The sequence below is a fragment of the Anaerofilum hominis genome (assembly GCF_014287275.1).
GTDB classification, from domain to species: Bacteria; Bacillota; Clostridia; order Oscillospirales; family Ruminococcaceae; genus Pygmaiobacter; species Pygmaiobacter hominis.
On the sequence record NZ_JACONZ010000005.1, the window covers coordinates 151,716 to 171,467 of the forward strand.

Annotated in this window: 18 protein-coding genes; 14 read left to right on the top strand and 4 right to left on the bottom strand. The window is 61.4% G+C overall.

Going from position 1 to position 19,752, the window contains the following annotated elements; translation table 11 throughout:
* Positions 1-19 precede the first annotated feature (19 nt).
* Together H8S23_RS12840 and H8S23_RS12845 are read right to left on the bottom strand one after the other, a co-directional pair.
* Positions 20-1,516 (bottom strand): lactate racemase domain-containing protein, encoded by a 1,497-nt coding sequence (locus tag H8S23_RS12840; RefSeq protein WP_186888755.1) that lies wholly within the window; start codon positions 1,514-1,516, stop codon positions 20-22.
* A gap of 175 nt (positions 1,517-1,691) precedes the next feature.
* A complete protein-coding gene (locus H8S23_RS12845) occupies positions 1,692-2,645 on the bottom strand; it encodes a nucleoside hydrolase (protein ID WP_186888756.1) in 954 nt (317 codons plus the stop codon).
* 308 nt (positions 2,646-2,953) lie between these two features.
* Here H8S23_RS12845 and H8S23_RS12850 point away from each other — a divergent pair, with 308 nt between their 5' ends.
* Genes H8S23_RS12850 through H8S23_RS12865 form a run of 4 tightly spaced genes read left to right on the top strand, consistent with a single transcriptional unit; the run spans position 2,954 to position 6,483 of the window.
* The gene (locus H8S23_RS12850; RefSeq protein WP_186888757.1) at positions 2,954-4,048 is read left to right on the top strand and encodes a hypothetical protein; all 1,095 of its coding nucleotides are present in this window, start codon (positions 2,954-2,956) and stop codon (positions 4,046-4,048) included.
* On the top strand, positions 4,045-4,887 hold the full coding sequence (locus H8S23_RS12855) for a secondary thiamine-phosphate synthase enzyme YjbQ (protein ID WP_186888758.1): 843 nt from the start codon (positions 4,045-4,047) through the stop codon (positions 4,885-4,887). The genes H8S23_RS12850 and H8S23_RS12855 overlap by 4 nt, the downstream gene beginning before the upstream one ends.
* Entirely contained in the window at positions 4,868-6,094 is a 1,227-nt protein-coding gene (locus H8S23_RS12860; RefSeq protein ID WP_186888759.1) for a phosphoheptose isomerase family protein, read from the top strand. Before H8S23_RS12855 ends, H8S23_RS12860 begins: the two co-directional genes overlap by 20 nt.
* A complete protein-coding gene (locus H8S23_RS12865; RefSeq protein WP_186888760.1) occupies positions 6,088-6,483 on the top strand; it encodes a YjbQ family protein in 396 nt (131 codons plus the stop codon). The genes H8S23_RS12860 and H8S23_RS12865 overlap by 7 nt, the downstream gene beginning before the upstream one ends.
* Positions 6,484-7,596: 1,113 nt before the next feature.
* On the opposite strand, the gene H8S23_RS12870 is transcribed toward H8S23_RS12865, so the two are convergent.
* Entirely contained in the window at positions 7,597-8,619 is a 1,023-nt protein-coding gene (locus H8S23_RS12870; protein WP_186888761.1) for a LacI family DNA-binding transcriptional regulator, read from the bottom strand.
* Entirely contained in the window at positions 8,620-9,618 is a 999-nt protein-coding gene (locus tag H8S23_RS12875) for a LacI family DNA-binding transcriptional regulator (protein WP_186888762.1), read from the bottom strand. It lies immediately after the preceding gene.
* Positions 9,619-9,974: 356 nt separating this feature from the next.
* Here H8S23_RS12875 and H8S23_RS12880 point away from each other — a divergent pair, with 356 nt between their 5' ends.
* The 10 genes from H8S23_RS12880 to H8S23_RS12925 all read left to right on the top strand — a co-directional run bounded on the left by H8S23_RS12880 (position 9,975) and on the right by H8S23_RS12925 (position 19,669).
* Positions 9,975-10,994, top strand: a complete 1,020-nt coding sequence (locus tag H8S23_RS12880) for a nucleoside hydrolase (protein WP_186888763.1) — start codon at positions 9,975-9,977, stop codon at positions 10,992-10,994.
* A 56-nt stretch (positions 10,995-11,050) separates the two neighbouring features.
* A complete protein-coding gene (locus H8S23_RS12885) occupies positions 11,051-12,157 on the top strand; it encodes a BMP family lipoprotein (protein WP_186888764.1) in 1,107 nt (368 codons plus the stop codon).
* A 148-nt stretch (positions 12,158-12,305) separates the two neighbouring features.
* A complete protein-coding gene (locus H8S23_RS14215; protein WP_186888765.1) occupies positions 12,306-13,850 on the top strand; it encodes an ATP-binding cassette domain-containing protein in 1,545 nt (514 codons plus the stop codon).
* Positions 13,847-14,920, top strand: coding sequence for an ABC transporter permease (locus tag H8S23_RS12895; RefSeq protein WP_186888766.1), 1,074 nt, complete (start codon positions 13,847-13,849; stop codon positions 14,918-14,920). Before H8S23_RS14215 ends, H8S23_RS12895 begins: the two co-directional genes overlap by 4 nt.
* On the top strand, positions 14,913-15,857 hold the full coding sequence (locus H8S23_RS12900) for an ABC transporter permease (protein WP_186888767.1): 945 nt from the start codon (positions 14,913-14,915) through the stop codon (positions 15,855-15,857). Before H8S23_RS12895 ends, H8S23_RS12900 begins: the two co-directional genes overlap by 8 nt.
* A 25-nt stretch (positions 15,858-15,882) precedes the next feature.
* A complete protein-coding gene (locus tag H8S23_RS12905; protein WP_186888768.1) occupies positions 15,883-16,587 on the top strand; it encodes a ribulose-phosphate 3-epimerase in 705 nt (234 codons plus the stop codon).
* On the top strand, positions 16,584-17,024 hold the full coding sequence (rpiB, locus tag H8S23_RS12910; RefSeq protein WP_186888769.1) for a ribose 5-phosphate isomerase B: 441 nt from the start codon (positions 16,584-16,586) through the stop codon (positions 17,022-17,024). Before H8S23_RS12905 ends, rpiB begins: the two co-directional genes overlap by 4 nt.
* A 125-nt stretch (positions 17,025-17,149) precedes the next feature.
* Positions 17,150-17,719, top strand: a complete 570-nt coding sequence (locus tag H8S23_RS12915) for a chromate transporter (protein WP_186888770.1) — start codon at positions 17,150-17,152, stop codon at positions 17,717-17,719.
* Complete coding sequence (locus H8S23_RS12920; RefSeq protein WP_186888771.1) at positions 17,716-18,282, top strand: chromate transporter; 567 nt, start codon at positions 17,716-17,718, stop codon at positions 18,280-18,282. The genes H8S23_RS12915 and H8S23_RS12920 overlap by 4 nt, the downstream gene beginning before the upstream one ends.
* Before the next feature lie 385 nt (positions 18,283-18,667).
* On the top strand, positions 18,668-19,669 hold the full coding sequence (locus H8S23_RS12925; RefSeq protein WP_186888772.1) for a hypothetical protein: 1,002 nt from the start codon (positions 18,668-18,670) through the stop codon (positions 19,667-19,669).
* Positions 19,670-19,752: the final 83 nt, after the last annotated feature.

The window sequence follows — 19,752 nt, forward strand, 5'->3', positions numbered from 1 at the left end:
GCGTGGGGCCGCGGGACGTTCAGCCGCCGCAGGGGTGCGCGGGCGCGCCGTCGCGGGTGCGGCTGTTCTGGCTGGGGTCTTTCATGCACAGATGCACGGCGGCGGTGGTAAAGGTCTGGGGCAGGGCCAGGATGTTGGGGCTGTCCCCCACAAATTTCTTTTTCGCGTCCTCCAGCGCCTCCTCAAAGGTGGCGCGGGTCTTGAGGCCCATGCCGCGGGCGATGCCCGGCTCGCGCGCGCCCACGATGTAAATGGCGCTGGTGTGCTCCTCTGCCAGATGGCCGCAGCTCATCATCGAGAAGCCGTGGAACGGGTGGAACGCGTTGGCGAAGCGGTATTTGCGGATGTACTCCTCGTTGGTGGCAAAGTACTCGCCGTAGCGGTTCATGTCCGGCAGGATGTTCATGGAATCGTGCTGGAACATCTCATACAGCTCTTTCAGGTAGGGCCAGCGCTCCTCATGGAACCAGCCGTCGCAGATGGAGGAGACGATAAAGACGCAGTGATCGGCCAGCACCCGCTTGTGGCGGATGACCTGGGCGGAGAGCGCCTGCATCATCTGGATGGGGTTGGTGCCCATGCCGTTGCCGTAGTGGAAATTGGTGGGCATGCCGAACACCACAACGTCATATTTTTTCTCGGCCCAGTGCACGTAAGTGCGCTTGTCGGCCATCTTCCAGCTGATGGGCTGCATCTCCTTGGCCCAGCCGGAGTTGATCTCGATCTGACGGGAATCCGTGTCCAGCACCGCGTCGCAGCAGAAGAACTTTTTGCCCATCTTTTCTTCCATGAACATGCCCTGCTGGTCAAATTTGTTGCGCATTTCGCTGTGGGTGGACACGGGCACAAAGTCCGGCCGGTGCATCACCTGGGGCACGTGGTGGGCGCTGATGCTGCGCCAATGGCTGATGCCGGTGGCGCAGTGCTTATAGCCGCCCGAGTATCCCCCATAGGGGTTGCCCTGGGTGTGGCCGATGAGGATGGCCACGTCGGCGTCATAGACGTATTTATTCAGGATCACGTGGTCGCCGTGGCTGGTAAAGCCCAGATCCACCAGGTGGTCGTAGTCCTCCGAGTCGTGGCTGGTGATCTGGCCGGAGGGGTAAAACTCGCTGAACAGTTCTTCGCCCAGAATGGTCTTCATCTCGGGCACGGTGGCGCGGGGGTGCAGCCCGTTGGAGAAAAGCAGCAGGATGTCCTTTTTCTCCACCCCGACGCTGTACAGCTCATCCAGGCAGGCGCGGATGGCCACCTTGCGGTGGCTGGTGGGCTGGTTGCCGCCCTTGACGATGTCGGGGATGACGAACACCACGGTGCTGCCCTTGTGGGCCAGCTGGGTCAGGGTGGGCATGCCGATGGGGCTGCGGATGCTGTCCAGCGTGGCGCGGTACAGGCTGTCCCAGTCCTGCGGCAGGCAGGGCGGGTCCGGCACCGTCTCGCCGGGGATAAAGACGTCGGTGCTGTCCGGCAGCTGGGCGCTCATAAAGCCCTGTCCGTATTCAAAATCCAGTTTCATGTCGGTTCCTCACTTTCCAAGTCAAAGCACAAAATTGAAAAAGGGGGCGCGCCAGCGCTTTCCCCCGCGGCGCATCTCAAAGCGGCAAACGGCCGGCGAACGCCGGAAAGCGCGCGGGAAAAGCCGGGGGGTCCGGCGCTGCCGCGCCCTGCCGGCGGCCCCGCGGCGCGCCGGGTCAGGACAGGTCCGCATAAGAGCGGATGGCGTCCATCATCAGTTTGACAAAGCCCTCGCGGTCGGCGGTCTCGACGTAATAGAGGTTCTTTTCCTCCTCCGCCTTTTTCAGGGTGCCGTCAAAATCGATATAGGTCAGCCCGCGCCGCCAGCTGTCGCCGCAGTCCACCTCGCAGAAATATTTCTGATAGGTGAACAGCCCGGGTTCGACGGCAAAAGCGACGGTGGCCTCGTCAAACATGGCGATCACCTTTTTGCCGTCCACAAGCCGGTAGTCGGTGTAGGCGGAGAGGATCTGATAGATGAAATCCCCCACACGGTTGCCGATGCGGCCGATCTCTTCCAGCTCGTCCTGCGTGATGTAGGCGTGCTGCAGCGCCAGCAGGCGGCCGACGCCGTATACCGGCAGCCCGCTTTCCAAACAGATGCGGAACGCCTCCGGGTCCACACGGATATTAAAGGTGCGGAACAGGCTGCGCTGGTCGGAGGTGCCCATGAAAACGATCTTTTCGATCTTGGCGTGCAGGTCGGGCCGCTGCAGCAGCAGGGCCGCGACATTGGTGGCCGGGCCCAGCGCGATCAGGGTGACGGGCTCGCAGGAGGCCTCCAGCGTGCGGGCGATCAGCTCCGGCGCGGGCAGCGGGGACAGCGCCGCAGTGGCGTCCTGTTCAAAGCGGTAGCCTCCCAGGCCGTCTTCGCCGTGGGTGGAGGCCGCGGCCCGCAGCGGCCCGAAGATCGGCCCCGCGGCGCCCCGGCCCACCGGGATGTCGTCCCGGCCCAGCAGGTGCAGCACGTTTAAGGTGTTGCGGGTGGAGTTTTCGATCACGGTATTGCCCGCCACCGTGGTGACGGCGCGGATATCCAGCCGCGCGCTGGCGCAGGCGATCACCAGCGCGTTGGCGTCGTCGATGCCGGTATCGCAGTCAATGATCACGGGAATGGTCTTTGGGGACATCAAAAACACCTCGTTTCTCTAAGCTCGATCTCAGGCTCGCTTCCATTCTACCGCATTTTTCAGACGGGTGGGAAACTGTTAAGACAATCGTTTTCACAACAGTTTTGACGGGCCCGGAAAACGGGGAAAAGCACCCCGTGACAGGGTCTGCGGAAAGCGCTGTGAAAAGGTTTGCTTAAAATAGGCCTCTTTTTTGTGCCGGAATCGTTATAGTGGAATAAGGAAGAGGCGTCCAAACAGCGTTCCCCGGTAAAAGGGACGCCGCCTGGTCCGCCGTCAATGCATCAGGACAAAAAGGAGGAGGGTTTATGGACAAGGCAGAAAGCCGGAACCGGTACCGCCCGTTTGCAGAGGAGGTGCCCGCCTTTTGCCGCGGGCTGCTGGACAGGCTGTGGATGACCGGCGCGCTGCAGGAGGCGCTGAGCGTGGGCAGCTGTTTTGACGCCCGCAAGGTCATCCTGACCGGCAGCGGCGTGGGGTACGCCGCCGTGCTGGCGGGCGCGCCGGTCTTTTCAGAACAGTGCGATATCTTTTTCGGCACCGAGGTGATGGCGCAGGCGGACTTCAACTATTTTAACAATGTCGCGGCCATGGGCATCGGCGAGCCGAACACGCCGCTGGTGATCGTGGCGACCGAACAGGCCGACGACCCCGACGCGGCGCGCACGCTGGAGGTGGCTGCGCAGGCGGGCGCCAACAGCCTGCTGCTCTGCGCCGCGGACCAGAGCGCCCAGGCCGGCCTGGCGCGCAGCGCCCTCTGCCTGGGCCTGGACGGGACGGCGCCGGATTTTCTGCCGCGCGCCTATCTGGCCCTCACGCTGGCGCTTGTCTGCGCGGGCTACCGCATCGCCCGGGTGCGGGGCACGGTCTCGGAGCTGGGGCTGCAGCGCGTGCGCGAAGCGCTGCAGGCGTATACGGCCTCTGTGCCGGGCTGTCTGGACGCCGCGCAGGCGGCGGCGCAGGATTTTGCGCGCCGCTGCGGGGACCGGGACCGGTTTGATTACATCGCCGACGGCGAGGCGCGCGCGAGCGCGCATCTGCTGGGCACGGTGGGCGCCCGCCTGCTGGGGTACCAGTATGCGGTGAACGACAGCGAGGAGTGGTGCCATGTCAACTACTGGATGGAGCAGCGCTTTGACCTGTGCACCGTGATGTGGGGCCTGCGCGCCCAGCCCTCTTTCTCCCGCACGATAGAGACGATGGGCTGCGTGCACAAACTCGAGCGCCCTTACCTGTTCGTCACCGACGCGGATGAGAGCGCATTTTTGCCGGGCACCCGCTGCTGCCCCGTGCCCGCGCCGCCGCCGGGCTGCCGCTGGATGGCGCAGCTGATCTGTTTTTTGCCCGCGCTGCTGGCGCTGGGCGAGCTGGAACAAAATAAGCGGGGAGGCGGGGAAAAGTGACGCGGACATTTGAGCTGGAAACGGCGAAAGACGGCTGGTATGTCATCGACGAGCAGGTGCGCCGGACGGTGGAAGAGAGCGGCGTGAAAGACGGCATCTGCCTGCTGTATCTGCCCCACACCACCGCGGGCTTTGCGATCACCTCCTCCTGGGACCCCAAGGGCATCGAGGATTCGATCCGGGACGTCAAGGCAAAGTTCCCGGTCCGCACCTCTTACGCGCACCCCTATTCCCCGTTTGCCTCCGCCGCACGGGCGCGGGCGGCCCTGACGGGCGGCAGCCGCACCCTGATCGTGCGGGACGGCGCGCTGCTGCTGGGGCACTCGCAGACGCTGCTGCTTTACGAGTTTGACGGGCCGCAGCTGCGCAGCTTTACCGTCACGGTGCTGCCGCGCGCGCTCTGGTTCGGGACGGCGGCTTTTGAGTCGCGCTTCGGTGAGATGCGGGACGTCACCGGCGAGGTGGCAGAGATCGTGCGGCAGAGCGGCGTGCGGGAAGGCTTTTGCCATGTGACGGTGGTCGCGGCCACCGCCGGCTTGATGCTTTGCGCTGCGGGGGAGGAGGTACAGGCCGACGTCTGGGAGGACGTGGAGCGCCTGATCCCCACCAGGGCGGACTTCCATCACCGGGAGACCGCCTCCGACGCGGCGGGCCACAGCAAGACCTTTGTGGCGGGCACCCAGCTGGATCTGCCGGTGGCGGACGGCGCGCCGGTGCTGGGCAGGGATCAGCGGATCGTCTATGCGGAATTCGACGGACCGCGCCCCCGGGATATCAGGGTCGCCGTCTATGCCGACGGAGAAGAAGGGAGGACGGAAGATGTCAAAACAGGAGTTTGATTCCAAGCTGCGCCGCCAGGCGCTGAGCTATCCGCAGATCGCGCGGGCACAGGTGGCGGGGTTCCGGCAGGGGCTGCGGGAGGCCTCTTTCCCGCCCGACGAGGTATTGCGGGGGATCCGGCACATCTACATCACCGGCAGCGGGGACTGCAATGCGGCTTCCGCTGTCTGCAAGCCCATCGTGGAAAAGCTGCTGGGCGGATTTTCCGCCAAAGTATATGTGGACACGCCGCTGCAGGTGGCGCGCTATCTGTCGCTGACGGCGTCGAACGATGACCCGGCGGTGGCGGGCCAGACGCTGCTGATCGGTCTGAGTGTCTGGGGCTTTCCCGCCCGGGTGGTGGAGTGCCTGCAGCGCGCTGAAAAACTGGGCATCCACACGCTGGACATCACCAACTGCCCCGACACGCCGGTGGGGCGCGCGGCCGAGTATGTCCTCAACGTGCACGACCCCGAGACGCCGGACACCCATCCGGGCTGCCGCGATTACTTCGGCACCCTGGTGGGCACGGTGCTGACGGCGGCCTACATCAGCGAGGTGAAAGGGCTGCAGCCCAAAGGGGCCATGGACGCGCTGGCGGACGAGATCATCCGCCTGGCGGATGAATACGCCGCCCGCATGGACGCCCTGGACAACGCCATGTTCCAGCTGGCGGAGGAGGTCCGGGACAGGGTGGACCGCTTTGAGGGCGTGGGAGACGGCTACGAATACGCCTCCGCTTTCTTCTTCCCGGCAAAGATCATCGAGACCGTGGGGCGTTACGCCACCTGGACCGACAGCATCCATTTCAGGAAAAACAGCGTTTACTGCAAAGAGCCCGGCCGCATCTTCACCGCCTTTTACGGCGAGGTGGACGCCGCGAACCGGGAGAGCATCGCACAGGCGGCCCGGCTGGCCCATGCGGCGGGCCGGGAGGTGCTGTTCCTGGGCGATGCGCCCAAAGCGGAGTTTGGCCTGCCGGCGGAGGTCCGCGCGCTGCAGCTGCCCAAAGCACCCGCGGCTTGGCCCGCGCTGACCGCGTTCTTTAACCACCTGCCCACCGACCTGCTCAGCGCCTATCTGTGCGAGATGTGGGACGGCCACTATTTCCGGGACGGGTCCAGCGGCTCTTTCACCGCCGGGCAGGTCACCACGATCTGGAGCCAGCCGGGCATGAGCACCCTCAAGGGCAGCAGGATCGTCATCGTGGAGGAAGAAAAATGCTGATCAGAAAAAAAGTTTCCGTGCGCCCGGGCGCGCTCACCGACGTCACCGCGCTGGTGGCAGAATGTGCAGAAGCCGTGCCCGGCGAGGGCATCTGCGCGGTCAACGCGCTGGATGCGCGCGCCGGGGTGCTGGTCACCGACGGCAGCGATCCGCGCATCGCGGCCGATCTTCTCGCGGACATGGAGCGGGCGTTTCCCGCCCGGGGCAGTTATCGCGCGGCGGACGGGCCGGAGCGGACGGCGGCCGCGGTCCGAAGCGCGGTGTTCGGCGCCGCCCGGGATCTGCCGGTCGAGCGCGGCGCCCTGCAGCTGGGACGGGACCAGCGTGTCCTGCTGGCCTCCTATGCGGACGCTGAAGAGATCGAACTGGCGGTCACACTGATTTTCTGAGCCCGCCCGCCGCGCCCCGGCAGGGGCGCGGAAAAGAGCGCGGCAGGGCACAGGACCGGACCACGGCGGCAAAACGCGCCCTCGGCGTTTCAAAAGGGCACGGTGATAAAAAGGCGCTTTCCCCGGCTGTTTCAGCCGCGGGAAAGCGCCTTTTTGCGCAGAGAAGGCTACGCGCCGCACGAGCAGTTCCAGAGAAGTTTCGCGGCGACCATGCAGAGAAAGAAGCTCCCTTTGCAAAAATAGAGAAGCGGCCTGTCAACTGAATAAAAAGCAAAAAGAGGTTCTCCAATGGATGACGTAAACAGTTGATCGCATACAGGGGAATTGCAAATACGCTATGTAGCTGCACTCAAATTATAGAAAGTGTTATGCGGAGAGAAACGGAAAGAAGCAGGAGAAATTTTGTGAACGCCGTAAAATTGAGAGAAGCTGGGAACCAGGGAAACGGAGAGATACCAGGATGTACATAGACTGGCAGAGATTCCACTCACGCAGGCAGTTTTCAGCTTTATCGGAGTTCTAAAGGGAAACGCAGGCGAACCGCTACATCCGCGACAATGGAAAATTGCTAATAAGCCAGTTTACAGGAGTCAGGCAGACAACCCCTCGCGGCGTGACGCGCGTGTCAATGTTCTAAAGTCTCGTCCGTCTGTAAAAAAAGCCGACTTTGTGGGGATTTATTACCCGTTTTGCGCGCTGGGCACCGCCCTGGGGAGGTAGAACGGCGTGCTCACCGGGAGATGGGAGAGGACAAATGGGGGCGGTTTCCGCCAGTTTCACCCATGGAAAGCCCGGTTTGAAAAATAAAGCCCGCAGACCGGCCGCCAAAGCGGGTGCGCGCCCTGCAGGGGACGGCCGGTTTGTGGGCGGCAGGTCCGGAACACAGGCAAAAGCGTTCCCCACGCGCCCTGCGCCGGGAAAAGGCCCTTGCGGACCCGGCCCCCCGCCCGGCAGGATAGACGGCAGGGACGGGCCGGGCTCCGGCGCACCAGGAGCCGTCCGCGCCGCCGTGCAGCGCCGCTGCTTTTTGCACTGTCCCGCTCCGGGCGGCCTTTCCGCCCGTTTTGCGGCAGGGCCGGCTGCGGCTTCCTTTTGGCCGGCCGCCCCGGGCCCTCAGCGTTTTTTGCAGCTGTTGCGCACCACCAGATGGCAGGGCAGGCTGATGGTCAGCCTGCCGGCGACCACGCCCTCCATCTTGTCCAGCAGCAGTTTGACGGCAAAATGGCTGATCTCCTTGCGGGGGATCTGGATCGTGGTCAGCATCGGGGTGGTGAACTGCGCCAGCTCCACATTGTCCACCGAGATGATCGAGACCTCGTCGGGGACCCGGCACCCCAGCGAGTGCAGGGCGTTGATGACGCCAAAGGCCGTCAGGTCGTTGGCGCAGAAGATGGCGGTGGGCTTTTCGGTGTGGGACATCAGCTCCAGCGCCGCCTGGTAGCCGCCGTCATAGCCGTGGCAGAGGCAGTCCACCACAAATTTCCGGTCATAGCCCAGCCCCCTGGCCCTCAGAAAGTCCAGATATCCGTGGTAGCGCAGCTCCCGCACCGTCTCGCCGATATAGCCGATCTGGCGGTGGCCCAGCGAAAAGAGATAGTTCAGGGCGGTCATGGCGGCGTCCCTGCCGTCGGCGACCACCTGGCTCACCGGGTCGTCGAACCGCTGCAGCCCGGTAAAGACGATATGGGGAAAGCGCTCCTGCAGCTCCGGGATGATGCGCGGGTCCTCGGGGCGGCCCAGGACGACCAGCCCCACCTCGTCGCCGCCCGGCTCCAGCGAGAGCAGCTCTTTGGTCTGGGATGCATTGTAGGAAAAACCCAGCGCGCAGCCCTGCATCACCGCCTCCTGCTCCACCGCGCGGGCCAGGGAGGAGAAGAACTGGTCGCCGTTGGGGGCGCTGGTGAGGGTGCGGGCCAAAAAGCAGCAGATCTTTTTTTGCGGAGCCGAAAAGCTGCCGCCGCGGCGCAGGCGCCGGGCGTCCTCATTGGGCTGGTAATTGTTGGCCCGCGCGATCTCAAGCACCCGGGCGCGCCGCTCTTCGGAGGAACAGCGGTAAGACGGGTCGTTCAGGATGCGCGAGACCGTCGCCGGGGACACGCCGGCCAGCCGGGCGATCTCGCGGATGCCAAAGGCCATTCAGATCACCTCCCTTGCCGCCGCGCAGCTGCCATTGTCGTCCATCTCGCACCCGGGTTCGTAGGTGACCGCCAGCAGATGCCGCCGGTGGATGCGGTCGATCAGCAGATCCACCGCCAGCCGGCTGATCTCCGCCTTGTTGTAGGAGAACACCGTCACGCTGACCGGCAGCGCCGCGCGGGACAGGTCCAGCCCGCCGCCCAGGCTGACCACCGACACGTCTGCGGGCACAGCCAGCCGGTGCTCCCGCAGCGCCTGGATGGCCCCGCAGGCGATGGAATTGTTCTCGCACACCAGGGCCGAGGGCACCATCAGGCAGTCGCACAGCTCCCCCGCCAGCAGCATGCCGTCGCTCATCGACAGGCCGCAGGGGATGAACTGCGCCCGCGCGTCGGCGGGGATGACGTCGGTATAGGTGCGGAAAAAGTCGCCTTTTTCCGCGCCGGCAAAAAAGATGCGGCGGTGGCCCAGCTCGCGCAGGTACTCCCAGGCGCGCAGCAGGGATTTGCTCATGTCCAGCAGCACCAGGTCGCAGGGCTGGGCGGTGCGGTGCTCGGAGATGCAGACCACATTTTTGTACTTTTCTATGTATTGGGCGATGCGCCGCTCCGGCTCCGTGCCCACCAGGACCAGGCCCAGGTCGCGCACCTTTTCCTCCGCTGCGGGCAGGTCGGCCCGCGGCGCGCTCACCGAGTAGTGGCTGGACAGGATCTCCTTTTCGATCAGCGAGAGCATCTCCCAGTCGTGGTGGCTGCCCTGCAGAAACTGCCCGGAACAGGCATAGGCGATGGAGCTGTGAAAGGAACGGGAGGATTTTTCCAGGTCGTTCCGCTTCAGGCTCTGGGCGTGGGGGTTGGGGGTGTACCCCAGGCTGCGCACCGCGGCCCAGATCTTGTTCTGCACCTCCTGCGAGGCGCATTTGGTGTTCTGGTTGTTGATGACCCGGGACACCGTCGAGACGGAGACCCCCGCCAGCGCCGCGATCTCTTTGAGCGTCATACCCTGTCCCCTCTCTTCCCCGCCCCTATCATGGGGCGGCGCTATGAGCTTGAAATCGATTGACTAAATTGTATCATTAAAAAAAGACAAAATCAAATTTTTCATAAAAATCAACGATAGAACAAAAATTTTATGGCAATAATTCACAGTGACACGGCAAATTATACAGGAAAATGACTTTTGAATTGTACAAAAAATACAAAAAATTGGTTTGAAAACGATTGCTAAAAATGCCTGTGACTTTGGGGAAAGGTGTTATATAATTTAAATAGACCGACCGGAGGGCATACCTGGAACAGCCTCCCCCCGCCCCCGGCAGGACAGGGGTGGAGAGACGTTTAAAAGGAGGAAATGCGATGGAAAAGAAAATTCCCGTCATCATCGACTGCGACACCGGCGTGGACGACGCCGGGGCGCTGATGATGGCCTGCGCCAGCGACCGGCTGGACGTTCTCGCGGTGACCACCGTCTCGGGCAACGTGGGGCTGGAGCATACCCACCCCAATACCATGAATGTGCTGCGGCTGTTCGGGCGCGGCGGTATCCCGGTGGCAAAGGGCGCCGACCGCCCGCTGGTGCGCCCGCCGTTTAAGGCCAGCGCCGTACACGGATTCAACGGTTTGCGCGGCTATGGATTTGCCGAGAATACCACAGAGGCCGAGGTGGCCCTGCCGGCCGCCGCCTATATGGCAAAGCTGCTGGAAGAGCACCCGGAAAAGATCACGATCGTCGCCCTGGGCCCCCTGACCAACGTGGCCATCCTGCTGCTCTCCCGGCCAGACCTGGCGGAAAAGATCGACAAGATCATCTTTATGGGGGCGTCCTATCAGGACGGCAACCCCTCCCCGCTGGGCACCTTCAACGTGCTGGTGGACCCGGAGGCGTTCCGCATCTGCATCAGCCGCGGCGTCGACTTTTACGCCTGCCCGCTGGACACCCTGCGCGGCGCCTGCGTCACCCAGGCGGACGCGGACCGGGTGCGCGGCATGAAGAGCGCGGTGGCGGACTTCATCTATAAGACCGAGTTTGCGCCCCGCGTGTACACCGACGAGGAGATCGACCGCATCAACGCCAGCGGCAACGAAGAGCTGGTCACCCGCGAGAGGCTGGAGCAGATGAACCGCAAGGAGAAATTTGCGCTGCTGGACCAGGGGACCATGGCGTTTGCGATCGCCCCGGAGCTCTTTACCTTTAAGAAGTATTACTGTCAGGTAGAGTGCGCGGGCACCTTTATGAACGGCTTTACCTACGTGGACAAGCGGGATTACTACAAAAAGAGCGACGAGGAGAAAAACCTCTTCTTTGTGGAGACGGTGGACGGCGAAAAGTTTGCCTCCCTGTTCATGTCCCTGCTCGAGAGCTACGAGAACAAGTGACCCGGTCCGCAGAGCGGACTAAAATAAAGTAAAAGAGAAATCCCAAGGAGGAAAAAATGAAAAAATTAGTTGCACTTTTTCTGGCAGCGGCCCTCACCCTCTCCCTGGTCGCCTGCGGCGGCGGCGGTTCCAGCAGCGCGGCCCCGGCGGGCAGCGGCAGCACGGCCGGCTCTTCGGCGGCGGCCAGCACCCCCAAGGAGCCGCTGAACGTGGCCCTGCTCTACGGCGGTACCCTGGGCGCACAGGCCTTTATCGATGTTGTGGACAAGGGCTTTAAGCAGGCCGCTGCGGACTTTGGCATCAATTACTCGGTACTGGAAAACGTGGAGCTTTCCGCTGCGGCGGATACTTTCCGCACCGTCATCGCCAACGGCGCCGACGTCCTGGTCGTCGCAGACGTCAAGTGGAACGAGGCGCTGGCAGAGGTGGCGGACGAGAATCCCGATTTCCCGTTCGTGCATCTGGATGCGGACGGCACCGGCGGGCTGTCCTCTGCGCACCCCAATATCTATGAGGTCTCTTACAAAGAGCATGAGTCAGCTTTCCTCAACGGCGTGTTCTGCGCGCTGATGTCCAAGACCGGCAAGGTCGCCCAGATCCAGGGCTCCGACAGCGGCACCATGATCCGCTTCAACAGCGGCTTCCGCGCCGGCGTGCAGTACGTTCTCGACACCGATCCCCCCACCACAGTGGTCGGCTTCTCGGATGTCAACAAGGGCTATGAGACCGCGATGCTCTATTATGACCAGGGCTACGACTGGCTGGCCGCCTGCGCCGCGGGCTCGAACCTGGGCGTGTTCCAGGCCTCCCAGGAAAAGGGCGGCGACAACTGGTGCTGCGGCGCTGCCGACGGCCAGTTCCACCTGATGCCGGAGCGCATCGTCTGCTCGCAGGTCAAGACCATCGACAAGGTGGGCTATAACTATATCAAACACATCGTCGAGACCGGCGATTTCAAGGGCGGCCAGTGGGACGTGCTGGGCATTGCCGAGGGCGGCGTCGACCTGATCTTCAACGACCAGAACGAAGAACTGCTCAAGATCATTCCCGAGGAGACGATGGCAAAGTACGAGGCCATCCGCGACGAGGTCGTCTCCGGCGCCATCCAGGTCCCCGCCACCTATGAGGAACTGGACGCTTTCACCGCCCGCTATGAGGGCTGAGGCGGCGTAAAAATAAACTGAACCGGCGGCACAGCAGAGGCGGACCCTTTGCTGTGCCGCTTGTGAAACCGGGCTGCGCGCGCTGCGGGCGGGCGCACGGGGACCCGGACCTCCCGCAGACGAACCGTTACAAGGGGGCTTTTAGTCAGTGAATACGGATAAGATCATCGAGTTAAAACATATCACCAAGGTATTCCCCGCAATCGTGGCCAACGACGACATCAGCTTTGATGTGCGCCGCGGCGAGATCCACGCCATCGTGGGGGAGAACGGCGCGGGCAAATCCACCCTGATGAACATCATCTACGGCCTGCTGCAGCCCACTTCGGGCGAGATCGTCCTGAACGGAGAGCCGGTGAAGATCGACACCTCCACCAAGGCGCTCTCGCTGGGCCTTGGGATGGTGCACCAGCACTTTATGCTGGTGCAGGACTTTACGGTGCTGCAGAACATCATCCTGGGCTCTGAGGTCAAAAAGGGCGCGGTCGTCGATTATGACGAGGCCCGCAGGCGGGTCATGGAACTCTCGGAGACCTATGACCTGCGCATCGACCCGGACAAAAAGGTGAAAGAGATCTCGGTGCCCATGCAGCAGCGGGTCGAGATCCTGAAGGTGCTCTGGCGCAAGGCGGAGATCATCATCTTCGATGAGCCCACCGCCGTGCTGACCCCGCAGGAGATCGACGAGTTCTGCGAGATCGCGCTCAAGCTGAAAGCCCAGGGCAAAACGCTGCTCTTCATCAGCCACAAGCTGGGCGAGGTCATGCGCATCTCCGACCGGGTCACCATCATGCGCCTGGGCAAGGTGGTGTGCACCAAGGACATCGCCGACACCGACGAGAAAGACCTTGCGCACCTGATGGTGGGCCGCGACATCGAGCTGGGCGGCGGCGACCGCAAGCCGGTGGAGACCGAAAAGCAGGTGCTGGCAGTACATAACGTCAGCATGACGGTGGGCGGCGTCCAAAAGCTGGACAGCATCGATCTGGAGGTCCACCCCGGCGAGATCCTGGGCGTGATCGGCATCGACGGCAACGGCCAGGAAGAGCTGGTGGACGCCATCTGCGGCAAGGCGAAGATCGACGGGGGCGAGATCCTGCTGGAAGGTCAGAACATCGTCGGCAAGTCGATCAAGCAGATCAAGGACATGGGCCTTTCCACCGTTTATGAGGACCGCCACAAGGACGGCCTGGTGCTGAAGTACTCGGTGCGCGACAACCTGATCCTGGGCTATCAGGACCGGCCGCAGTATCTGGCAAAGTGGAAAGCGTTCCTCAACCAGAAAGCGATCCAGAAAAACGCCGAGGACCTGCAGAAGGCGTTCGACATCCGCTGCGGCTCGCTGGAGGTCTTTGCGGGCACCCTTTCGGGCGGCAACCAGCAGAAGATCATCCTGGCCCGCGAGGTCAGCGCGCGGCCAAAGCTGCTGATGGTGGTGCAGCCCACCCGCGGCCTTGACATGGGCGCCATCGAGTTCGTGCAGGACAAGGTGGTGGAACAGCGCAACGCCGGCTGCGGCGTGCTGCTGTTCACGCTGGAGCTGGACGAGGTGCTGCAGCTCAGCGACCGCATCGCCGTCATCCACAACGGCAGGATCATCAAGACGGTGGTCAATAAAAACGTCACCAAACAGCAGATCGGCCGCTATATGCTGGGCGTGCTGGACGACGGAACGGAGGAAGCTGCGGAATGAAAAAGAAACTGGACGTCGTAAAGCTGAGGCAGGGCCTCAGCGACACCTTTTCGTCGGTCCTGGCGCTGCTGCTCGCCTTTGTGGTCAGCGGCCTGATCGTCATGATCACCGGCGCCAACCCCTTTGCGGTCTTCGGCTCGCTGTTCAAGGGCGGCCTGGGCTCCCCCATGGCCCTGGCCGGCACCCTCAACCGCATGGCGCCCATCCTGCTGGCAGGCCTCGCCATCACGGCGGGCAACAGCTGCGGTGTGTTCAATATGGGCTTTACCAGCCAGTTTCTGATGGGGTTCCTCTGCGCGGGTTTTGTCGGCTACATGGTGCCGCTTCCCCCGGCGCTCCTCATCCCGCTGACCATGCTGGCGGCAGTGTTTGGGGCCATGCTCTGGGCGTTTTTTCCCATCATGCTCAACATCAAGCGCAACGTCAATATCATCTTTTCCTGCATCATGCTCAACTATATCGCCAAGTACCTGCTGAACTATCTGGTGCAGAAATTTCCGGGGTATGTGCCCTCCACGGGCGGTTCTCCCAGCATCCAGGAAGCTGCCGAGCTGCCCTATCTGATCACCAAACCCTATAAGATCAGCCTCGGCGTGCTCTTTTCGCTGCTCTGTCTGGTCGCCCTGTATGTTATCCTGTTCAAGATGCGCACCGGCTACGAGATGCGCGCGGCGGGCCTGAGCCGCACGGCGGCCTGGTCCTCCGGCATCGCGGTGCAGAAAAAGGCGGTCGCGGGCATGCTGCTCAGCGGCGTGTTCACCGGCATCTGCGCGGCGCTGGAGGTCATGGGCACCACCGGCCGCGTGCTGGAGGATTACGACCCGGGTTATATGGGCCTGGGCATCGCCATCGCCATGCTGGGCAAGCAGAACCCCGTCATGATCCTCATCGCAGGTTTCCTGTTCGCAGCCATGAAGAACGGCACCACCCTGATGCAGATGAACACCGGCATCTCGGCCCAGTTCGTGCTGGTCATCGAGGGCCTGCTGATCATCTTCATCGGCATCGGTCCCCTGTTCCGCTACGTCATGAACAAGCTGAACGAGAGGAGAGTGAAGAGCCATGCTTAGTTTTCTCAAATATATGTTCATCGCCACCCTCCGCCTCGGCACCCCCATCGCCGTCACCTCTATGGGAGGCTGCTTTTCCCAGCGCTGCGGCATCAACAACATCGGCCTTGACGCGCAGATGACCATGGGCGCGCTGATGGGCGTGTGCGGCTCGTTCTGGTTCAAAAACGCCTGGATGGGCGTGCTGGTGGGCATGCTGGCCGGCGTCGTCATGGGCGTCATCCACGGGTTTGTCGTCAACACCTGCGGCGCGCCGATGGCGGTCAGCAGCCAGGCCATGATCATGTTCTCCCAGGGCCTCACCATCATCGTGCTGTTTGCGGTCTTTGGCAACATCGGCTATTCCGATCAGGTCGCCTCGATCAGCAGCACCCCCATCCTGGCGAACATCCCGCTGGTGGGCGACATGCTCTCGCAGCTCTCGCCGCTGGTCTATCTCGGCCTGATCCTGCTGGCTGCGTTCAACTTTTTGCTGTACAAGACCCCGGCAGGCCTGCACATGCAGTCCTGCGGCGAGCATCCGCGCGCGGCGGACACCGCGGGCATCAACGTCACCCTGTACCGCTATCTGGGCGTCATCACCAGCGGCGCGCTGGGCGGCCTGGGCGGCGCGATGCTCTCCATCGGCTATATGAACCTGTTCCAGGACGGCATGATCGCGGGCCGCGGCTTTTTGGCCCTGGGGGCCATCTCGCTGGGCGGCCACACCCTCAAGGGCGCCTATACGGCGGGCCTGCTGTTCGGCTTTTTCGACGCGCTGCAGCTCTATGTGCAGACCACCAATATGCCCATCCCCTCCCAGTTTGTGCAGATGATCCCGTATCTTGCCAGCCTGCTGGTCATCATCTTCGCCTCGGGCGAGCGCAAGAACAGTCGCCGCGGCATCCCGCCCGCAGCGCTGGGGCAGCCGTATTCCAAAATTTCCGGCACCAGATGACTGGGCGCGGAAGGAGGCGCATACAATGATCTCACCGACACTGGCCTGCGCGGACTGGCTGAATCTCCAGCAGGAGATCGCGGTCATGGACCAGGCAGGGGTGGATTCCTACCACATCGATATCATGGACGGCCATTACGTGCCCAACCTCTGCTTCAACCTGGATATCCTGGCGGCGATCCGCAGGGTGTCCAGAACGCCGGTGGACGTGCACCTGATGGTGACCGACCCGCTGGACTATGTGGACCGGCTGGCGGCCTGCGGGGCCGAGCTGGCCTGCACCCACATCGACAGCTGCCCGGACGTGGGCGCTTTTCTCAGTGCGCTGGAGGCAAAGGGCATCAAAAAGGGGCTGGTGCTCTCGCCCGGGGACGGGCCGGAGCTGCTGGACCCGTGGCTGGACCGGCTGGACTATGTGCTGCTGATGTTTGTGCAGCCCGGGTTTTCGGGGCAGAAGTTCCGCCCCGAGGTGCTGGCAAAGCTGGCGGCGCTGGACGCGCTGCGCTGCCAGCGGGGGCTGGACCTGATGCTGGAGGCGGACGGCGGCATCGGCTGGGACAATGCGGCGGCGCTGGTGGAGAACGGGGCCGACCTGCTGGTCTCGGGCGTGTTCGCCTCGCTGGACCGGCGCGGCGAGCTGGGCGAGCGCACGGCCGTTTTCCGCGCCGTGAGCGCCCAGCGCCACGGGGCCCGGTTTACCCGACATCTGTTTAAGGAGGCGTCCGTATGAAAAAGATCGCAATGGGCTGCGACCACGGCGGTTTTGAGCTGAAAGAGATCCTGCGCCAGCGGCTGCAGGACGAGGGGTACGAGGTGCAGGACTTCGGCTGCTATACGCCGGACCCGGTGGAGTATCCCGAGATCGCGTTCCGGGTGGCCGGAGAGGTGGCGGCAAAGCCGGAGGAGTATGAGTTCGGCATCCTCTGCTGCGGCACCGGCATCGGCGTCTCGATCGCCGCCAACAAGGTCAAAGGCGTGCGCGCGGCGCTCTGCGCCGACTGCTTCTCGGCCCGCATGGCAAAAGAGCACAACAACGCCAATATCATCACCCTGGGCGGCCGCACCACCGGGCGCGAGCTGGCCTGGGAGATGGTGAAAGCGTTTATGGGCGCCAGCTTTCTGCACGGCATCCACGAGCCGCGGGTCGAGGCGCTGACAAACGCCTGACGCCGCCGCTGCGCCGGAAAAAAATCGGGACCCGCCGCATCTGGCCGGCGGGTTCCCTTTTTGGGCAAAAAAGGGTACAATGGAAGAGCATTTTACAGCAGCAGCTGAGAAGAGGAGGAGAGGCTTTGAAAAAAGCGGCGATCTTGAGAAAGATTTTTATTTCCACGCTTTATCTGAGCACTTTTACGTTTGGCGGCGGGTACGTGATCGTGACGCTGCTGAAAAACAAGTTTGTCAACGAGCTGCACTGGATCGATGAGGAGGAAATGCTGGACCTGGTGGCCATCGCCCAGTCCTCGCCGGGGGCGATCGCGGTCAACGGCGCCATCGTGGTGGGCTACAAGCTGGCGGGGCTGGCCGGCGTGGTCTGCGCGGTGCTGGGCGCGGTGATCCCGCCCTTTGTCATCCTGACGCTGGTCTCTTTCTTCTATGCGGCTTTCCGGGAAAACCGGGTCATCCAGTCCCTGCTCTACGGCATGAAATCCGGCGTGGGCGCGGTGATCATCTCGGTGGTCTACGATATGGGCAGCAGCGTCGTCAAATCCAAAGACTTCGTGCTGATCCTGATCATGGCGCTGTCCTTTGTGGCCAACTATTTCTTTGGCGTCAACGTCATCTACATCATCCTTGCCGTCATTGTCATCGGCCTGGCGCGCACCCTCATCCGGGAGCGCAGAAAGGGGGCGAAGGGATGATCTATCTGCAGCTGTTCCTTGCCTTTTTACAGATCGGCGCTTTCAGCTTCGGCGGCGGCTACGCCGCCATGCCGCTCATCCAGGCCCAGGTCATCGACCGGTACGGCTGGCTGACGGTGGCGGATTTTACCGACCTGATCACCATCTCCCAGATGACGCCCGGCCCCATCGCCATCAACTCGGCCACCTTTGTGGGCAACCAGATCGCGGGCATCCCCGGCGCGCTGGTGGCGACGCTGGGCTGCATCCTGCCCTCCTGCCTGTTTGTGACGGCGCTGGCCTGGATCTATGTGAAATACCGCAACCTGACGGTGCTGCAGGGCACGCTGGAGGCCCTGCGCCCCGCCGTGGTCGCCATGATCGCCACCGCAGGCATCACCATCCTGCTGCCCGCCTTTTTTGCCAGCGGCGCCATCTCGTTCGCCGCGGGCAACTTCCAGCTGCGGCCGGTGCTCTATTTTATCGGCGCGCTGGTGCTTTTGCGGAAATGGAAGCTGGACCCGGTGCTGGTCATGGTGCTCTGCGGCGTCTGTGAGGTGGGCTACCAGTTCATCTTCCGATAAAAAGGCGCGCTTTTACAGGCGCACGGGCCGCACAAAAAGAGACCAGCCGCGAGGCCAGTGTCATTAAGTTGAGCCAAAACACAGCTGTTAAGGAGTAAGTAGTAACCATTTTACTCCTTAACAGCTGTGTTGCCTTTTTGGAGGTTTTATTTAGTTAACTGCGATTCTCTTGACTTTTTGTAAATTTTTATATTATTCTAAAAGAAAATTATTTACTATTTATTGGCCCAAAGGTTGGAATTTATTGCAGTCAATCTCCCAAGCATTTTAATCTCTCATCGCCTTTCCAGCCGAAAAAGCGCTTTAGAGGTGCAACGATAATTCGCGATATTTACATACTCTCTTGCGAGACGGGGTAGATCCCTAAATTAAGGAGGATAGGCACATGGGGAAGAGAGAAAAATTTAATGATTTTGTTGCAGACGCAGGAAAAAACGCAAAAAACTTGCTGAACAAAGTTGTTCAAGTTGCCGACCAGACGGATGACGGGAAATTTGATTTGGCTGACGTTGCGGTCATTGCAGAGGGGGTGGGAAACGCTGTAAAAAAGGGAGCGCAGGAAATCAAAGCGCGTACCGATGAAAAATCGTGGCAGTTAGAGTTGAAATCCTTGCAACCGATTTTTCCGACCCAAGTGGAGGGCGCTGTTTCATTGGATGATGCCGATTTCTTGATGCCGAAATTCATACGAATCGTGGAGCGCGACAAAAAACGGATGGAAAGTCCTGTTTGTCAAGGCTCTATTGGCTATGTCTCAGATTCCAAAGGACTGCATATTGTGAATATTTTTCGTGATTCAGTGGAACCATTCGGCCTGACTTTCTATCCGGATTGCGACAGCGAATTTTACTACATGGATCCCAGTGACCGGGACAGTTATATCTCTTTGGATGAATATTTCAGTTACCTAAAAATTGCGCGCGTGAATGAGTTGAAGAAAATCGCACAAAACCTCGGTGCAAAACATTTCAAAGTAACTTATAAGGAGAAATGTATTTCTTTTACAGAGAAAAAAGTGAAAGCAAAGGGAAAAGCAGCGATTGCAACACTTGAAAGGGAGCATAAGTCTCGCCAGGAGCAATATACGGCGATCGATGTTGTTGCAGAAATGACCTTTCCCGGACACGCACCAGTAAAACCACAGCTAAAATATCTGCAAAGAGACAAGAACATTCAAACGCTCATAGCGATGAGAATGGATGAAAAATCGCCTCTTCTCAAGGAGCATTTTGAACTGGAGATGTGCAATTCTTCCGGCATGAAGCTGGACGATGCTGTGAAAATTGATGCTGTCTTAAAAGGACTGAAGTATAGCGGAAACGCAGATGTCGCAAGTGAAGTAAAAAACGAAGCAAGACGATATTTAGAGTATGACATAGAATTTTGATCCAAAATAAGCACCTATCAACGAGCAACAAAAAGTACCCACCTTATTTAAGAGGTGGGTACTTTTTTGTGTTTGGTCAAGTC

Coding starts and splice junctions, on each gene's coding strand:
- H8S23_RS12885 (WP_186888764.1), top strand. CDS start 11,051: ATGAAAAAATTAGTTGCACTTTTTCTGGCAGCGGCCCTCACCCTCTCC.
- H8S23_RS12905 (WP_186888768.1), top strand. CDS start 15,883: ATGATCTCACCGACACTGGCCTGCGCGGACTGGCTGAATCTCCAGCAG.
- H8S23_RS12900 (WP_186888767.1), top strand. CDS start 14,913: ATGCTTAGTTTTCTCAAATATATGTTCATCGCCACCCTCCGCCTCGGC.
- H8S23_RS12860 (WP_186888759.1), top strand. CDS start 4,868: ATGTCAAAACAGGAGTTTGATTCCAAGCTGCGCCGCCAGGCGCTGAGC.
- H8S23_RS12850 (WP_186888757.1), top strand. CDS start 2,954: ATGGACAAGGCAGAAAGCCGGAACCGGTACCGCCCGTTTGCAGAGGAG.
- H8S23_RS12920 (WP_186888771.1), top strand. CDS start 17,716: ATGATCTATCTGCAGCTGTTCCTTGCCTTTTTACAGATCGGCGCTTTC.
- H8S23_RS12925 (WP_186888772.1), top strand. CDS start 18,668: ATGGGGAAGAGAGAAAAATTTAATGATTTTGTTGCAGACGCAGGAAAA.
- H8S23_RS12875 (WP_186888762.1), bottom strand. CDS start 9,618: ATGACGCTCAAAGAGATCGCGGCGCTGGCGGGGGTCTCCGTCTCGACG.
- H8S23_RS12840 (WP_186888755.1), bottom strand. CDS start 1,516: ATGAAACTGGATTTTGAATACGGACAGGGCTTTATGAGCGCCCAGCTG.
- H8S23_RS12865 (WP_186888760.1), top strand. CDS start 6,088: ATGCTGATCAGAAAAAAAGTTTCCGTGCGCCCGGGCGCGCTCACCGAC.
- H8S23_RS12845 (WP_186888756.1), bottom strand. CDS start 2,645: ATGTCCCCAAAGACCATTCCCGTGATCATTGACTGCGATACCGGCATC.
- H8S23_RS12870 (WP_186888761.1), bottom strand. CDS start 8,619: ATGGCCTTTGGCATCCGCGAGATCGCCCGGCTGGCCGGCGTGTCCCCG.
- H8S23_RS12880 (WP_186888763.1), top strand. CDS start 9,975: ATGGAAAAGAAAATTCCCGTCATCATCGACTGCGACACCGGCGTGGAC.
- rpiB (WP_186888769.1), top strand. CDS start 16,584: ATGAAAAAGATCGCAATGGGCTGCGACCACGGCGGTTTTGAGCTGAAA.
- H8S23_RS12895 (WP_186888766.1), top strand. CDS start 13,847: ATGAAAAAGAAACTGGACGTCGTAAAGCTGAGGCAGGGCCTCAGCGAC.